Source organism: Pseudolysinimonas sp., assembly GCF_044239695.1.
Lineage (GTDB): Bacteria > Actinomycetota > Actinomycetes > Actinomycetales > Microbacteriaceae > Pseudolysinimonas_A.
In genome coordinates this window covers 16,060-31,318 of sequence record NZ_JBIIAW010000026.1, presented here as the reverse complement: position 1 = coordinate 31,318, position 15,259 = coordinate 16,060, and the positions used below count along the sequence as shown (strand labels likewise).

Below are 15,259 nucleotides of genomic sequence, written 5' to 3'. Positions count from 1 at the left end.
AGCTTGACGTCGGCGTCGCTCATCAGCAGGGCCTGGGCGTCGGTGTTGATCGCGATGAACTCCACCCCGCGCAGGCCGAGCTCGATCATGCGGTTGACGGCGTTGACCCCGCCGCCGCCGATGCCGACGACCTTGATCACCGCCAGGTAGTTCTGGTTCGACGTCACGTTCCGGCCTCCGAGGGGAAAGTTTCAACCTCAGCTTGAAGTTGAGATTCTTTCTCAATACGATGTTCGTCCCCACGGTAAGCGCGGGTGCTGGCAACGGGCCGGACATCCGCGCGCGTGTCGCGCGGATGGTGACAGCTCCGTCGCGCGCGTGTCGCGCGGATGGTGACAGCTCCGTCGCGCGCGTGTCGCGCGGATGGTGACAGCTCCGTCGCGCGCGTGTCGCGCGGATGCCCACAGCTCCGTCGCGTTCGCGTCAGTCGAGCCGGAAGACCGCGCTGCCCGGTGCCGACACGTCGTACTCGCCCGGGCCCGCGGAGGCGAAGCGGGCGAGGAGGGCGTCGAGGATCCGCGCTTTGCGATCCGAGTCGTCGGCGCTCCCCCAGACCACCCGCTGCGTGCTGCCGGTGAGAGTCAGCGTCACGTCGTCACGCGTCCGGGCCGCGATCGAGTCGATCTGCGCGAGCACCCCCGGCGGCAGCGCCACGAGCACCTCTGCCATCGCGGCGAAGCCCGTCCCCTCGGGACCTTCGTCGTCGATCTGTAGCAGCGGCAGCGCCTCGGGCCGGGTCGGCGTGGACTCGAGCACGACGCCTGCGGCATCGACGATGTCGAACCCGGTCGGCGAGAGCACCGCCCCGAGCGGCGACCGCTCGACGATGTGGATGACGAGGGTCCCGGGGGGAACGAGTTCGGTCGCGTAGCTGCGGATGCCCGTGAACTGCGAGAGGTCGCGCCGGAGGCGATCCTCGTCGACGAGCGCCAGCGGCGTGCCGAGTTGCCCCTCGACGGCATGCTGAAGCACCGCCGGGTCGAGGCGCTCCGTGCCGTCGACGCGGATCTCGCGAAGCGCGAGGATCGGCGAGAAGACCGCGGTCGCGATGAGCGCGGCGACGATGGCGAGCACGCCGAATACGCCCAGCCAGGCGAGGCGACGATTCCGCCTCCGGCGGGTGAAGCGGTTGACCTCCGCGCGCTCGGATCGTTTCCGGATGCGGCGCGCGCGACGCTCGGGAGCCGGGGGCTTCGCGGGGTGGGGGGCGCGCCGATCCGCGGCGGGACGCTGCTGCGTCCGCGGGGTCGGGGTCGGGGTCGCCGCAGCTCGGGGCGTGACCTTCGGCGTCGGAGCGGATTTCGCGGGAGGGGCGGCGGGCTTCGCGGAGGGCCGCTCGGGGCGTTTCACGGCTCGAGCGCGTCGACGAGTTGCGGGATGATCCGGTACACGTCTCCGCACGACAACGTCATCACGAGGTCGCCCGGCCGGGCGATCTCGGCGACCCGGTCGGCGGCGGCCTGCCAGTCGGGCAGGAAGTCGACGCGACTCGGGTCGGCGAAGCGGTCCGCGACGAGCGCTCCCGTGACCCCGGGGATGGGATCCTCTCGCGCTCCGTAGACGTCGAGGACGATCGTGTGGTCGGCGAGCCGCTCGTAGGCGTCGGCGAACTCCCCCGCCATCGCCTGCGTGCGGCTGTAGAGATGCGGCTGGTGTACGGCGATGACGCGGCCGGCGCCGACGACCGCCCGGGCGATCTCGAGCGCAGCGACCACCTCGGTCGGGTGGTGCGCGTAGTCGTCGTACACTCGCACGCCGCGCACGGTCGCGTGATGCTCGAAGCGCCGTCCGGTGCCGGCGAAGACCTCGAGTCCGCGGGCGATCCTGTCGGCGTCGAAGCCGAGTCCGACGAGCACCGCGAAGGCCCCGGTCGCGTTGATCGCGATCGCCGCGGCGACGGGCAGCCGCACGTCGTACTCCGTGCCGTCGACCGCGATCGTGGCGACGACGGCATCCCCATCGACCCGCTCCGCGACGAGCCGCACGCCGGCCTCTCGCGCGGTTCCGAAAGTGAGCGACCGGGGGGCCGACGCACGGGCGGCGACCGCGCGTGCGCCCGAGTCGTCGGCTGAGGTCACCAGCAGCTCGGAGGCGCCCGAGGCGACGCGGACGAACGCATCCTCGACCGCCTGCGCGGAGCCATAGTGGTCGAGATGGTCGTCGTCGAGGTTGGTGACGAGCACGACGGCCGGGTCGTAGAGCTCGAACGAGCCGTCGGACTCGTCGGCCTCGATCACCCACAGGTCCCCCGCGCCGCGGGCGGAACTGCGCCCGTAGCCGGCGATGACGCCGCCGTTGACGAACGACGGGTCGGCACCGAGTTCGCGCAAGGCGGTGACGATCAGGCCGGTCGTCGTCGACTTGCCATGCGCACCCGAGACCGCGATGAGCCGAGTGCCGCGTACCAGCCAGGCGAGAGCATGGGCACGGTGGAGCACCGGGATGCCGCGGCGCAGCGCCTCCTGATACTCGGGGTTGTCCTCCCAGAGGGCACCCGTGACCACCAGCGCCTCGACCTGCGGACCGACGTGCGCGGCGTCGTGGCCGATCCACACCTCGGCGCCGGCATCCCGCAGCTCCCGTGTCGACGCGCTCTCACTGCGGTCCGACCCCGTCACGACGTGCCCGGCGTCGAGGAAGAGCCGGGCGATCCCGCTCATCCCGGAGCCGCCGATACCGACGAAGTGGAGTCTCCCCAGTTCGTTCGGGAGCTCGAGGTCGAGGTCGGGCTTGATCATCGGATCTACGCTACCCGCGCGCCGCTGCGCGCGCCTCGAGCCCGCGCGCCTCGAGCACGAGGTCGACCATGCGGTCGGCGCCGTCGCGGACTCCGACGGACGCGATGCGCGCCGCCATGTCGGCGACCCGCGCGCGGTCCATGAGCAGGGGAGGCAGCTCACGGGCGACGTAGTCGGCGCTGAAGCCCGCATCGGCGACGAGCAGCGCGCCGCCGGCATCCACCGCCTGACGGGCGTTGAGCGCCTGCTCGCCGTTGCCGACCGCGTAGGGCACGAAGACCGCGGGAACGCCGATCGCGGCGAGTTCGCAGACCGTCGCGGCCCCGGCTCGGGACACGGCGAGGTCGGCGGCGGCGAGAGCGAGGTCCATCCGGTCGCAGTACTCCAGGAGGCGGTAGCCGGTGAGGCCGGGATCCTCGACCGGCGTATGGCTGCCGGTGATGTGCAGCACTTGCCAGCCGGCTCCGAGCAGCGCGGCGATCGACGCCGAGACGCCGAGGTTGAGGCGTCGCGCCCCGAGCGAGCCTCCGGTGACCAGCAGCACGGGCTTCGCGGCATCCAGCCCGAAGCGGCGCAGCCCCTCGCGGCGCGCCGCGGGACGGTCGAGTCGCTCGATCTCGGCGCGCAGCGGAAGTCCGACCAGCCGGCCGCCGCGCAACCGGGTCCCCGGGAAGGTGACGCCGACGTGGCGGGTCCACCGCGCGGCCAGGCGGTTGGCGATGCCGGGCCGCGCGTTCTGCTCGTGTACGGCGATCGGCAGGCGCTCCTTGCGGGCCGCGGCATAGGCGGGGGCCGACGCGTAGCCGCCGAATCCGATCACGACGTCGACGCCGCGGTCGCGCAGGATGCCGCGGGTCCGGTCCACCGACGCCCGCCACCGCCCGGGGAAGCGCAGCAGGTCGGCGTTCGGCCGCCGCGGGAACGGCAGCCGCGGCACCGTGACCAGTTCGTAGCCACGTTCCGGCACGAGACGGGCCTCGAGTCCCTCGGCCGTGCCGAGCACGAGGATCTGCGCCTCCGGCTCGCGCTCGCGCAGCCGGTCGGCGGTCGCGAGCAGCGGATTGACGTGGCCGGCGGTACCGCCGCCGGCGAACAGGTAGGTGGTCACTCGACGATTCTGGTCGACCGGACGACGGGGACGTCGTCCGCGAGCGAGTGCGGACGGTGGCGGGCGAAGGACAGCACGATTCCGATGCCGACGAGGGATGTCACCAGCGCCGAGCCGCCGGCCGACACCAACGGCAGAGGGACGCCGAGCACCGGCAGCACCCCGAGGACCACCGCGATGTTCACGAGAGCCTGGCCGATGATCCAGACGAGCACAACGCTCGTCGCGACGCGCGCGAACCTGTCGCGCACCATCCGGAAGATGCGGATGAGAGCCACCGCGAGCACGACGAAGAGCGCCAGCACGATCACGGCGCCGACCAGGCCGAGTTCCTCGCCGATGATCGCGAAGATGAAGTCGTTGTCGGCCGCCGGCACCCACGACCACTTTCCTGCGGAGTTCCCGAGGCCCACGCCGAACACGCCACCGTGGGCGAGCGCCTCCCAGCCGTTGACGCTCTGCCAGCAGTGGAGGTCGTAGATGAGTGGCGAGATCTTGTCGGGATCGCAGCCCGCCAGCCAGGCTTCGAACCGCCCGCTCCGGGACTCGCTCAGCGAGATCGCCGCCCAGGCCGGAAGAGCGACCGCGACGACGGTGGCGAGCAGGACCCGCATCCGCACCCCCGCGAAGAACAGAGCGCCGAGCACGATCACGAACAGGATCGTGACCGTCCCGAGGTCGTTTCCGAACAGGACCAAGAGCATCGCCAGTCCCGCGACGGGGAAGATCGGCAGGGCCACGTGCTTCCAGTCCTGCAGCAGGTGGTTCTTCGTCGTCAGGACCCAGGCGAGCCAGATCACGAGCGCGAGCTTGATGAACTCGGACGGCTGCAGGGTGAACGACCCGAGACGGACCCAGTTGGTGTTGTACCCGTTGCCCCATCCGAGCGGCGTGAACACCAGGAGCTGCAGCACCAGACCGAGGGCGATCGCGTGCCAGGCCCACCGCCGCCAGAAGCTGATCGGGGTGCGGGACGCCAGCAGCATCAGCGGGACACCGACGAGGGCGAAGAGTCCCTGGCGCGACGCCTGCGCGAAGAAGTCGCCGTCGCTCAGGCGCGACTCGATCGACGACGACGACAGCACCATGACGAGCCCGAAGGCGACCAGGAAGAGCGTCGTCCCCAGGAGCAGGAAGAACTCCGGGGTCTCGGCCGCGAACAGCTTCCGCACGACCGAGATCGCCCGAGGGACCGGCTTGTCGCCGGTGGCGTCGGCCGCGGCGCGGTCAGCCGCGGGTCGGGCCGGTGTCGGTCGGGCCGGTGTCCGTCGAGCCGTCGCCGGTCGGGCCGGGGTCGGACCGGCCGGGGCCTGTCGGGCCGGACCCGGGCGCTGCACTCTCGCCATCCGACCCTCCCGTCAGCTTCTGCACCGCGTCGGCGAACCGCCGTCCGCGGTCCGCGTAGTCGATGAACTGGTCCATCGACGCCGCCGCGGGAGCGAGCAGCACCACGTCGCCCTCACGGGCGAGCGATGCGGCGGCGCGAACCGCGGCGAGCATCACCTCAGTCTCGGTCTCGGCGACCTCGACCACGGGGACGCCGGGCGCGTGTCGCTCGAACGCTTCCCGCAGGGTCGCGCGGTCGATTCCGACCAGGATCGCACCGCGCAGGCGTGCGACGTGCTTCTGCACGAGCGGGGTCGGGTCGACGCCCTTGAGCAGCCCCCCGACGATCCAGACGACCGAGTCGAAGGCCGCGAGGGCGGCGTTCGCGGCGTGGGCGTTCGTCGCCTTCGAGTCGTCGACGAAGGTGATGCCCCCGTGCCGGGCGACCACCGCGGTGCGGTGCGCATCGAGCGCGAAGGCGCGGATGGTATCCCGAATCGCCGCCGGCGCGACGTCGGCCGCCCGGGCGAGCGCCGCCGCCGCGAGGGTGTTCGCGACGCCGTGCGGAGTGCCGAGGCCCGAGGCCCGCAGGTCGTCGAGCGTCGCGAGTTCGAGAGCGGAGTTGCGGCGCTCCTCGAGGAAGGCGCGGTCGACGAGGATGTCCTCGACGAGACCCAGGTCGCTCGGACCGGGCAGGCCGAGCGTGAAGCCGATCGCCCGGCAGCCTTCCTGCACCTCGGCGTCCTCGACCATGTCGCGGGTCGCCAGGTCGCCCTGATTGAAGACGCACGCCACCCGGGTGTTGGCGTACACCCTCGCCTTGGCCTCCCGGTAGGCCTGCGCCGAGCCGTGCCAGTCGAGGTGGTCGTCGTCGAGGTTGAGGCAGACACTCGCGAGCGGCGCGAGCTCGCCCCCGGCGTTGCGGTTGATCCAGTGCAGCTGGTAGCTCGAGAGCTCGATCACGAGCACGTCGAACCCGGCGGGGTCCCGCACGGCATCGAGCACCGGGATGCCGATGTTGCCCGCTGGGGCGGCCCGGAGCCCGCCCGCGACGAGCATCGTCGCCGTCAGCTGGGTCGTCGTGGTCTTGCCGTTGGTGCCGGTGATGCAGATCCACTCGGCGGGGCGGCCGTCGGCCCGCACGACCTTGTCGCGCACCCGCCAGGCGAGTTCGATGTCGCCCCAGACCGGGATGCCGTGCTCGGCCGCCCAGATCAGCAGCGCGTGGTCGGGGTGGTAGCCCGGTGACACGACGACGAGCTCCGGGTCGAACGCCATCAGCGGGGCCGGCACCGCCGATTCGTCCGCCTGGAGTTCGAGGCGCGCGCCGATGACCTCGAGCAGTTGGGTGTGCTCATCCGAGGCCTTCGCGGCGACCACGAGCACGTCGGCACCGAGTTCGACGAGCGTGTCGGCGACGGCGAAGCCGGTGACGCCGACGCCGAAGACCGCGACCCGCAACCCCGACCAATCGGCGCTCCAACTGGTGAGGGCGGCGAGATCCCGCGTGCTCAGCGCTCGCTCCCGCTCAACGGCTGACCCATTCGAGGTAGAAGAGACCGACGCCGGCGGCGACGAACAGAGCGGCGATGATCCAGAACCGCACGACGACCGTGACCTCGGCCCAGCCCTTGAGCTCGAAGTGGTGATGCAGCGGACTCATCAGGAAGATCCGGCGCCCCTCGCCGTAGCGCCGCTTGGTGATCTTGAACCAGGCGCGCTGCAGGATGACCGACCCGGTCGTGATGATGAACAGGCCCGCGATCAGCACGAGCAGCAGCTCGGTGCGACTGAAGATCGCCAGCGCCGCGAGCGCACCGCCGAGACCCATCGAGCCGGTGTCGCCCATGAAGATCTGGGCCGGCGAAGTGTTCCACCAGAGGAAACCCACCAGTGCTCCGCAGAGCGCGGCGGCGGCGACGGCGAGGTCGATCGGGTCGCGCACCTCGTAGCACTTGTACGCGACGACGGGGTCGAGCATCACGTTGAAGCAGGACTGGTTCGACTGCCAGAAGCCGATGAAGATGTACGCCGCGATCGCGAAGATCGAGGCACCGGCCGCGAGACCGTCGAGCCCGTCGGTGACGTTGACGGCGTTCGAGGTGCTCGTCGTGATGATGTTGATCCAGATCACGAACAGCACGAACCCGATGACCGAGCCGAAGGCGGCGAGGTTCAGCCAACCGATGTCGCGCACCCCGGAGATGTAGGTCGACGCGGGGGTGAGCCCTTCGGTGTCGCGGAAGTTCTCGGTGATCGCGAAGACGGCGAAGACGGTGCCGACGATCACCTGGCCGGCGATCTTGGTCCAGCCGCCGATGCCGAGGCTGCGTTGCTTACGCGTCTTCATGAAGTCGTCGACGAAGCCGACGAGTCCGAGCCCGAAAGCCATCGCGAAGACCAGCACACCGACCATCGTCCAGGGGACGCCGGAGACCCAGTGCCCCACGAGGTAGCCGAGAAACGCCCCGACCAGGAAGATGATGCCGCCCATCGTGGGCGTTCCGCGCTTCGTGTGGTGCTTCAGCTGACCGCCCGCGACACCGTCGTCGCGGATGAACTGCCCCCAGCCGATTCGCGTGAACAGCCGGATGAAGACGGGGGTGAGGAAGAGCGTGAAGACGAGCGAGAACGCCCCGGCGATGAGGAGCGCGATCACGAGGCGACCCCGCCCAACCGGTCACCGAGGAACCTGAGTCCCGCTGATTTGGAGGACTTCACGAGCACGACGTCACCGGGCCGGAGTTCTCCACGCAGGAAAGCGTATGCCTCCTCGGGTCCGGCGACGAACACCGACTCCCCGTCCCACGACCCCTCCAGCCCGGCGGCCGCATGGATGAGGCGGGCGCGTTCGCCGACGACGACGAGCTGGGAGATGTTGAGCCTCACGACGAGCCGGCCGATCCGGTCGTGCTCCTCCTGGGCGAACTCCCCCAGTTCGGCCATCTCGCCGAGCACCGCGATCGATCGTCCGGGCCCGCCCCTCGTGATCTGCGCGAGGGTCTTGAGCGCCGCCGCGGTCGAGTCGGGGCTCGCGTTGTAGGCGTCGTTGATCACGGTGACGCCGTCGCCGCGGTCGAGGACCTCCATCCGCCAGCGCTCCGCCCGAGTCACGCCCTCGATCGCGGCGATCGCGCGCTCCGGGGCGACACCGAGTTCGCGGGCGGCGGCGAGGGCGGCCAGGGCGTTGGTGACGTGATGCTCGCCGAGGATGCGCAGGCCGACCGGATGCCGCGCGCCGTCGGCGACGTAGTCGAACGTCGTGCCGGTCGCGGTCGCCTCCACGTCCTCGGCTCTCACCTCGTTGGCGTCGCCGAGCCCGAAGCTCACGACGCGGGCGGCCGTCATCCCGGCCATCTCGGCGACCCGCGGGTCGTCGCCGTGGAGGAGAGCGACCGCCTCGGCCGGGAGGTCGGTGACCATCTCGGCCTTCGCGCGCTGCACGGCTTCGATGCCGCCGAACTCACCGGCGTGCGCGAGGCCCACCTTGAGGACGAGCCCGATGTGGGGCGTCACGATCGACACCAGCCGCGCGATCTCACCGACGTGCGAGGCGCCCATCTCGACGATCAGGTAGTCGGTCTGCTCGTCGACGCGCAGCATCGAGATCGGCGCCCCGACGTGGTTGTTGAACGACCCCTCGGGAGCTACCGTCCCGCCCTCCGGAGCCAGCACGGCGCGCAGCAGGTTCTTCGTCGTGGTCTTGCCGTTCGAGCCGGTGATCGCGACGACCTTCAGGCGGCCGAGGGCCCGCACCCGGGCGACGACGAGCCGGGCGAGCGCGGCGAGGGCTGCGACGCCGTCGGCGACGACGATCAGAGCGGCGGCCCCGGCATCCACGTCCCGCTCGGCGACGACGAGCGCCGCCCCGGCGTCGGCGGCGGCGGCGGCGTAGAGCGCTCCGTCGGTCGTCTCCCCCGGGAGCGCGAAGAAGACGGAACCGGCCGCGACGAGCCGCGAGTCGGTCTCGACGCTCCCGGAGACGACGTCGGCGGCGGTTCCCCGCACGAGTCGTCCGCCGAGCGCCTCCGCGATCTCGGCCAGGGTGAGCGCGATCACCAGCCGGCCTCGTGGAGGGCCGCACGGGCGAGTTCGCGGGCGGAGTACGGCGTGCGCACGCCTTCGATGTCGCGGTAGTCCTGGTGGCCCGGCCCGGCCCAGAGGATCGAATCGCCCTCCTGCGCGAGCGAGACCGCTTTCAGGATCGCCGCCTCGGGTGGGCTGACCTCGTGGATCTCGGGCTGATGGGCCGCCTGCGCCGCTCCCTCGAGGAGCGTCCTGCGGATGGCCTGCGGATTCTCGAACCGCGGGTGGTGGTCGGTGATGATGAGGATGTCGCTGCCCTCCGCCGCGACCCGTGCCATCGCGTGACGCTTCGAGGCGTCGCGGTCGCCGTCGGCGCCGAACACCATGATCGTGCGCCCGGGCGTGAACTGCCGCACGGCGGCGAGGGTGTTCTCGAAGGCATCGGGGCTGTGCCCGAAGTCGACGTAGACGCTCGGTCCCCGATCCCCCGATACGCGTTCGGTCCGGCCCGGGAGGTACGCCCGGATGCCGCCGTCGGCGTCCAGGGCGGCGCCGATCGCCTCGAGTTCGAACCCCGCCTCGACGAGCATGACGATGCCGAGTGCGGCGTTGGCGGCCATGTGCCACCCGATCAGCGGTTCGCGGGTGACGAGCGAGCGCCCCTCGGGGCCGCTCAGCCGGAACTCGGTGTAGGCGGCGGTGGCGTCGACGATCTCGACGATCCAGTCGGCCGACTCGATATCCTCGGCGCTCGCGTGGCCGAGGGTCGCGATCGTCGTCACCGGGATGCGCGCCTCCTCGACGACGCGAGCACCGTAGGGGGTGTCCAGGCAGACGACCGCGCGCTTGGCCAGCTCGGGCTGGAACAGCGGCAGCTTCGCCCGGAAGTACTCCTCCATGTCGGCGTAGTCGTCGAGGTGGTCGTGACTGAGGTTCGTGAACCCGGCGACGTCGAAGACCAGACCGTCGACCCGGTGGTGGGTCAGCGCCTGGGCGCTCACCTCGACGGCGACGGCGCGCACCCCGCTCTCCCGCATCCGGGCGAGCAGCGCGTGCATCTCGCTCGCCTCCGGGGTCGTCAGCCGGCTGACGATCGTGAGGTCGCCGATGTGCCGCTCGGCGGTCGACGAGAGACCGGTGACGAGCCCCAGCTGACGCAGCACCGCTTCGAGCAGGTACGAGGTGGAGGTCTTGCCGTTCGTGCCCGTCGTTGCGAACAGCAGCGGCGCGCCGTCCCGAGTGCGGTAGACCCAGGCGGCGATCTCGCCGAGCGCGAGTCGGGGGTCCTCGACGAGGAGGATCGGCAGCCCGGCATCCGCCGCCAGGTCCGCGCCTTCGACGTCGGTGAGCAGCGCCACCGCACCGCCCTCACGCGCCTGGGCGGCGTAGGTCGCTCCGTGACCCTTGAACCCCTTGACGCCGACGAACAGATCGCCGGGATGGAGGTCGCCGGTGCTCAGGGTGACGCCGCTGATCTCGACGCCGTCGACGCTTCCGCGGTGCTCGATGCCGAACTCCTGAACGAAGCCGGCGAGCGAGCGGGGCGAGGGATGCTCCGGACGGAGGACCGGGGGGATCCGAGAACTCACCCGACTCCTTCTGCTCGTGGCTCCCGTCTACCAGGTGAGCGGGAGATTCGGGGCCGGCTCCGTCGAGGGGGTGATCCGGAAGGTCTTGATGACCTGCTCCATGATCGCGTTCGCAACGGGAGCGGCGGCGCCCGAGAACTTCATCGTATCGGGCTTCCCGAGAGTCACGACAAGCGCGTACTGAGGGTTCTCGGCGGGGAACACGGTGGCCAGCGAGACGATGCGCTCCGACCCGTACTGGCCGTTCTCCGCCACCTCGCCGGTGCCGGTCTTCGCCGCGATGCGGTAGCCGGGGATGCTGATGACGTTGCGCAGCGACCCCTGACTCGCGACCGTCTCCATCATCTGCAGCGTCGTTTCGGCCGCGTACTCGCTCACGACCCGCTCGCCGGTCGGCACGGCGACGTCGGTCCACGTGCCATCGGGGGCCTCGCAGCCCGCGACGAGGGTGAGCGGCAGCTGGACGCCGCCATTGCCGAGGGTCTGGTAGAGGCTCGCCATCTGCGCACTCGTCGCGGTGATGCCCTGGCCGAACATCTGGGTCGCGAGGGTCGCGGTGTCGTACGTGGTCTCCGACGGCTCCTTCACGGTGCCGCCGTCCTCGCCGAGGAAGCCGGCTGCGGTGGGTTCGCCGAACCCGAAGGCACGGAAGTAGTCGTACTTCTGCTCGGGGGTGAGCTTCTCGCTCAGCATGACCGTGCCGATGTTCGACGAGTTCATGAGCACACCGGTCGCGGTCCACCGGGCGTTACCGGCGGAGAACGAGTCGGTGATGTTCTCGGTGCTTCCGGGCGGGGTGTAGCTGTTGGGGATCGTGAGCGGGGTGTTCGGGGTGATGAGCCCCCGGTCGAGCAGTGCCGCGAATGCCACGGGCTTCATGATCGAGCCCGGCTCGAACGGAGCGGTGAAGATGCGCGCCCCGGAGTCCTCGGCACCGACCGAATCGAGGTCGTTCGGGTCGATCGAGGGCCAGTCGGCGGCGACGACGATCTCGCCGGTGTCGACGCGCACGACCATCGCCGTGCCCCAGTCGGCGCCGACCGCCGTGCCCTGCTGGGCGAGCTGCTGCTGAGCGAACCACTGGAGGTCGGAGTCGATCGTCAGGTGCACCGTCCCGCCATCGACAGCCTCCTGCTCGACGACGAGGCTGCCGGGAAGGCGCACGCCGTCGGCGCTGCGCTCGTAGCGGGACGTGCCTTCGGTCGGCGCGAGGCACTCGTCCCACTGGTACTCGGTGCCGGCGAGCGGACCGTCGGTGCCGAGGAACCCGACGAGGTTGCCGGCGATCGCGCCGCGCGGGTAGGTGCGGGAGGGTCGGAGCTCGGAATAGACCCAGCCGATGTTCAGGTCGAACACGGCGGTGAACGTCTCGAGCGTGACGCCCTTCACGAGGTAGGTGAAGTCCGACCCGGGGTCGGCGGTGAGTGCGGCGTAAAGGTCGGCGGAGGCGGCGCCGGTGATCTCGGCGACCTCGGCGATCGCCTCCGTCGTCGGAACCCTGACGCGTTCGCCGTCGAGCGTGATCTCCGTCGTCCCGGTGTCGGAGACGTTCTTCGGCGACGCCGTGATGTCGAAGCGGTCGACGCTGTCGGCGAGGACGGTGCCGTTGGCGTCGACGATCTCACCCCTGGCCCCCCACACGGTGACCTCGCTCGACCGTCGGGCCTCCGCCGCGGCGGTCAGCTCGGCGGCCCGGACGACCTGGATGTCGACGAGCTTCACGACGAAGATGCCGACGACGGCGAGCACCGCGAACAAGGTCACGGCGAGTCGTCTCGCGGTGAGCCGTGAGTGCGTCATCGGGATCCTTGAGGTCAGCGGGTGGTGGGCGAGGGGATCGTCCCAGGCGACGAGGGGCTCTGCGCGGGAGACCCGCCGGTGGCGGGCGAACCCTCAGCCGGTGCGGACGCGTCGGCGTTCGACGTCGGAGTCGGGTCGACGAGGGTCGCCCCGGTCAGGAGGGAGTTGCCGATCTGGTTGCCCGACGATCCGACCAGGCTTCCGCCCGCCGGGGTGGCGTCCCCCGAGACCGTCCCCGAGTTCAGGTCGAGGAAGATCGGGTTGCCGCTGGCCACCATGCCGAGGTGCTCGGCGTTCGCCGTGAGGTTCTGCGTCGATGCCAGCACTTCGAGGTCCTCGGTGAGGGCCTGCTCCTGCCGCTGGAGGTCGCGCTGCTCCGCTTGGAGACCCGAGATCGTGTACGCGCCGTCGGCGAGCACGATGCTGAGCAGCAACTGCGCCAGAAGGATCACGCCGATCCCGGCGATCGTGACGATCGCCGGGAGGACGCGCGGGCGTGCCCGACGCGCCGCACGAGCCGGTGCGACCTCGAGGTGCCGACGCGGGGCCGTCGACCGTGACGGGCGCGGGGACGACAGCGGAAGAGCGCTCATGCGGCGACCTCCCGGAGACGTTCGACGGCGCGGAGCCTCACGGGGGTGGCGCGCGGATTGCGCGCCTTCTCGGCGTCGCCGGCGAGCTCGGCGCCCCGCACGAGCAGCTTGAACTCGGGGGCGTGCTCGGGCAGTTCGACGGGCAGGCCGCGCGGGGCCGTCGACGCCGACCGGGCGGCGAACTCCCGTTTGACGATGCGGTCCTCGAGGGACTGGTAGGCGAGCACCACGATGCGACCGCCGACCTCCAACGCGTCGAGAGCGGCGGGGATCGTCCGGGCGAGGACATCCAGTTCGGCGTTCACCTCGATCCGGAGTGCCTGGAAGACGCGCTTCGCGGGGTGTCCGGCGTTCTTGACCGCGGCCGGGGTGGCCGCCTGGAGCAGATCGACGAGCTGGGCCGAGGTCTCGATCGGGGCGATCGTGCGGGCCTGAACGATCTTGCGCGCGTAGCGCGGGGCGAGCTTCTCCTCGCCGTACTCGAAGAAGATGCGCCGCAGCGACCCCTCGTCGTACTCGGCGATGATGCGCGCGGCGGTGAGCGCCGACGTCGCGTCCATCCGCATGTCGAGCGCGGCATCCCGCGCGTACGAGAAACCCCGGTCGACGCGGTCGAGTTGCATCGACGACACTCCGAGGTCGTACAGGATGCCGGCGACGCGCGAGATGCCGAGATCCGCGAGCACGGTCGGGAGCGCATCCGACACCGCGTGCACGAGGTGCGTGCGCTCGGCGAACGGCCGCAGCCGCTCCCCCGCCAGGCGCAGCGCCTCCGGATCCCGGTCGATCCCGACCAGGGTGAGTTCAGGGAATCGGCGCAGGAACGCCTCCGCGTGGCCGCCGAGGCCGAGGGTGCCGTCGACCAGAACGGCTCCGGGTCGCTCGAGCGCCGGCGCGAGCAGGTCGAGGCAGCGCTCGAGCATCACCGGGGTGTGTAGCGCGTCGTCGTCCGCGGTCGCGGGGCGGGTGGGGTTCGCGGGGTTGGTCATGAGCGAGGGGCCGGCTCCCGGGATCCGATCCCCATCCGCTGCGACCTGACTCCGGGGAAGTGGAGGCAGGGTGCGCGGCTGAGGGTCGCATCCGGGGATTCAGAAGAGGCCCGCGATCACCTCCCCGTCGGCGGCGGCGTACCCGGATTCGGTCGCGGCGTAGAACTCGTCCCAGGCGGCGGTGTCCCAGATCTCGGCACGGGTTCCGGCGCCGATCATCGTGAGTTCGCGGTCGAGGCCCGCGTAGTCGCGGAGCATCGGCGGCACCGTGACGCGCCGCTGCTTGTCGGGGATCTCCTGCGTGGCGCCCGAGAGGAAGAGGCGGATGTAGTCGCGCCCCTCCTTGGTCGTGACCGGGGCGGTCGACATCCGCTCGTGCACCTTCTCGAACTCCCGTTCGGAGTACACGAAGACGCAGCGGTCGACCCCGCGGGTCATGACGAGGCCGCCGGAGAACTCGTCCCAGAACTTCGCCGGGAGGATCACGCGGCCCTTCTCATCGAGTTTGGGCGCGAAGGTGCCGAGCAACATGCGGCACCTCCCCATTTCTCCGGCCAGACGTCTGAGGTATCTCCACTTTACTCCACTTTCCTCCCCAGACAACCATTTTCCCCCACTTTGACTCCCTCGGGGGCCACCGGGCTCCCCCGGGCCGCACCGCCGAGCTCCCCGGGCGCACAAAAAAAGGACCGACCCGAAGGTCGGTCCTTTTCGAAGGAAGTGGGGCGGGTCAGTCCTCGCCGTCGCGGCGCTGCTCGAAGCGCTCGCCGAGGGTGTCCATGAAACTCTGGCGACGCGGAGCCGCGTCTCGGGCGTCACGCGGAACCGTGAGGCGGCGCGGCGGGGCGAAGGCCAGGAGCGCGCCGACGAACATCACCGCGAAGCCGGCGACCCCGACGAGCGGCTGACGCACGACCACGCCGACGATGAGGAGGACGAGGCCGATGACCCCGGCGATGATCCCGAGGGCGATCGCCGTGTAGCTGGCGCGTCCGCGGGTCCCCACCTTCGCGACGTCGTCGGCGTCGTGGTGGTAGAGACTGCGCTCCATCTCGTCGAGGAGACGTTGCTCCTGCTCGGAAAGTGGCAT

13 protein-coding genes and 1 pseudogene are annotated in these 15,259 nt (G+C 70.9%); all 14 read right to left on the bottom strand.

Annotation, left to right across the window (positions count from 1 at the left end; translation table 11 throughout):
• Positions 1-167, bottom strand: a pseudogene (locus ACILQS_RS06090) (cell division protein FtsZ); the annotation flags it as partial.
• 256 nt (positions 168-423) lie between these two features.
• The gene (locus ACILQS_RS06085; RefSeq protein WP_395639221.1) at positions 424-1,350 is read right to left on the bottom strand and encodes a cell division protein FtsQ/DivIB; all 927 of its coding nucleotides are present in this window, start codon (positions 1,348-1,350) and stop codon (positions 424-426) included.
• Positions 1,347-2,738 (bottom strand): UDP-N-acetylmuramate--L-alanine ligase, encoded by a 1,392-nt coding sequence (gene murC, locus ACILQS_RS06080; protein ID WP_395639220.1) that lies wholly within the window; start codon positions 2,736-2,738, stop codon positions 1,347-1,349. Before murC ends, ACILQS_RS06085 begins: the two co-directional genes overlap by 4 nt.
• 10 nt (positions 2,739-2,748) lie before the next feature.
• Positions 2,749-3,846, bottom strand: coding sequence for a UDP-N-acetylglucosamine--N-acetylmuramyl-(pentapeptide) pyrophosphoryl-undecaprenol N-acetylglucosamine transferase (locus ACILQS_RS06075; RefSeq protein ID WP_395639219.1), 1,098 nt, complete (start codon positions 3,844-3,846; stop codon positions 2,749-2,751).
• The gene (gene ftsW / locus ACILQS_RS06070; RefSeq protein ID WP_395639218.1) at positions 3,843-5,018 is read right to left on the bottom strand and encodes a putative lipid II flippase FtsW; all 1,176 of its coding nucleotides are present in this window, start codon (positions 5,016-5,018) and stop codon (positions 3,843-3,845) included. Before ftsW ends, ACILQS_RS06075 begins: the two co-directional genes overlap by 4 nt.
• A gap of 55 nt (positions 5,019-5,073) precedes the next feature.
• Positions 5,074-6,687, bottom strand: a complete 1,614-nt coding sequence (gene murD / locus ACILQS_RS06065) for a UDP-N-acetylmuramoyl-L-alanine--D-glutamate ligase (RefSeq protein WP_395639222.1) — start codon at positions 6,685-6,687, stop codon at positions 5,074-5,076.
• Between the two features lie 13 nt (positions 6,688-6,700).
• Positions 6,701-7,831: a phospho-N-acetylmuramoyl-pentapeptide-transferase gene (mraY, locus tag ACILQS_RS06060; RefSeq protein ID WP_395639217.1), complete on the bottom strand. Its 1,131-nt coding sequence runs from the start codon at positions 7,829-7,831 to the stop codon at positions 6,701-6,703.
• Complete coding sequence (gene murF / locus ACILQS_RS06055) at positions 7,828-9,231, bottom strand: UDP-N-acetylmuramoyl-tripeptide--D-alanyl-D-alanine ligase (protein WP_395639216.1); 1,404 nt, start codon at positions 9,229-9,231, stop codon at positions 7,828-7,830. The genes mraY and murF overlap by 4 nt, the downstream gene beginning before the upstream one ends.
• Positions 9,228-10,787, bottom strand: coding sequence for a Mur ligase family protein (locus ACILQS_RS06050; protein WP_395639215.1), 1,560 nt, complete (start codon positions 10,785-10,787; stop codon positions 9,228-9,230). The genes murF and ACILQS_RS06050 overlap by 4 nt, the downstream gene beginning before the upstream one ends.
• 27 nt (positions 10,788-10,814) lie before the next feature.
• Entirely contained in the window at positions 10,815-12,587 is a 1,773-nt protein-coding gene (locus ACILQS_RS06045) for a peptidoglycan D,D-transpeptidase FtsI family protein (protein WP_395639214.1), read from the bottom strand.
• A gap of 14 nt (positions 12,588-12,601) precedes the next feature.
• Positions 12,602-13,180 carry a hypothetical protein gene (locus tag ACILQS_RS06040; protein WP_395639213.1) on the bottom strand — a complete coding sequence of 193 codons (579 nt, stop codon included), beginning with the start codon at positions 13,178-13,180 and terminating at the stop codon, positions 12,602-12,604.
• Positions 13,177-14,169, bottom strand: a complete 993-nt coding sequence (gene rsmH, locus ACILQS_RS06035; protein ID WP_395639212.1) for a 16S rRNA (cytosine(1402)-N(4))-methyltransferase RsmH — start codon at positions 14,167-14,169, stop codon at positions 13,177-13,179. Before rsmH ends, ACILQS_RS06040 begins: the two co-directional genes overlap by 4 nt.
• Before the next feature lie 99 nt (positions 14,170-14,268).
• Positions 14,269-14,700, bottom strand: a complete 432-nt coding sequence (mraZ, locus tag ACILQS_RS06030) for a division/cell wall cluster transcriptional repressor MraZ (protein WP_395639211.1) — start codon at positions 14,698-14,700, stop codon at positions 14,269-14,271.
• 199 nt (positions 14,701-14,899) lie between these two features.
• Entirely contained in the window at positions 14,900-15,259 is a 360-nt protein-coding gene (locus tag ACILQS_RS06025; protein WP_395639210.1) for a DUF3040 domain-containing protein, read from the bottom strand.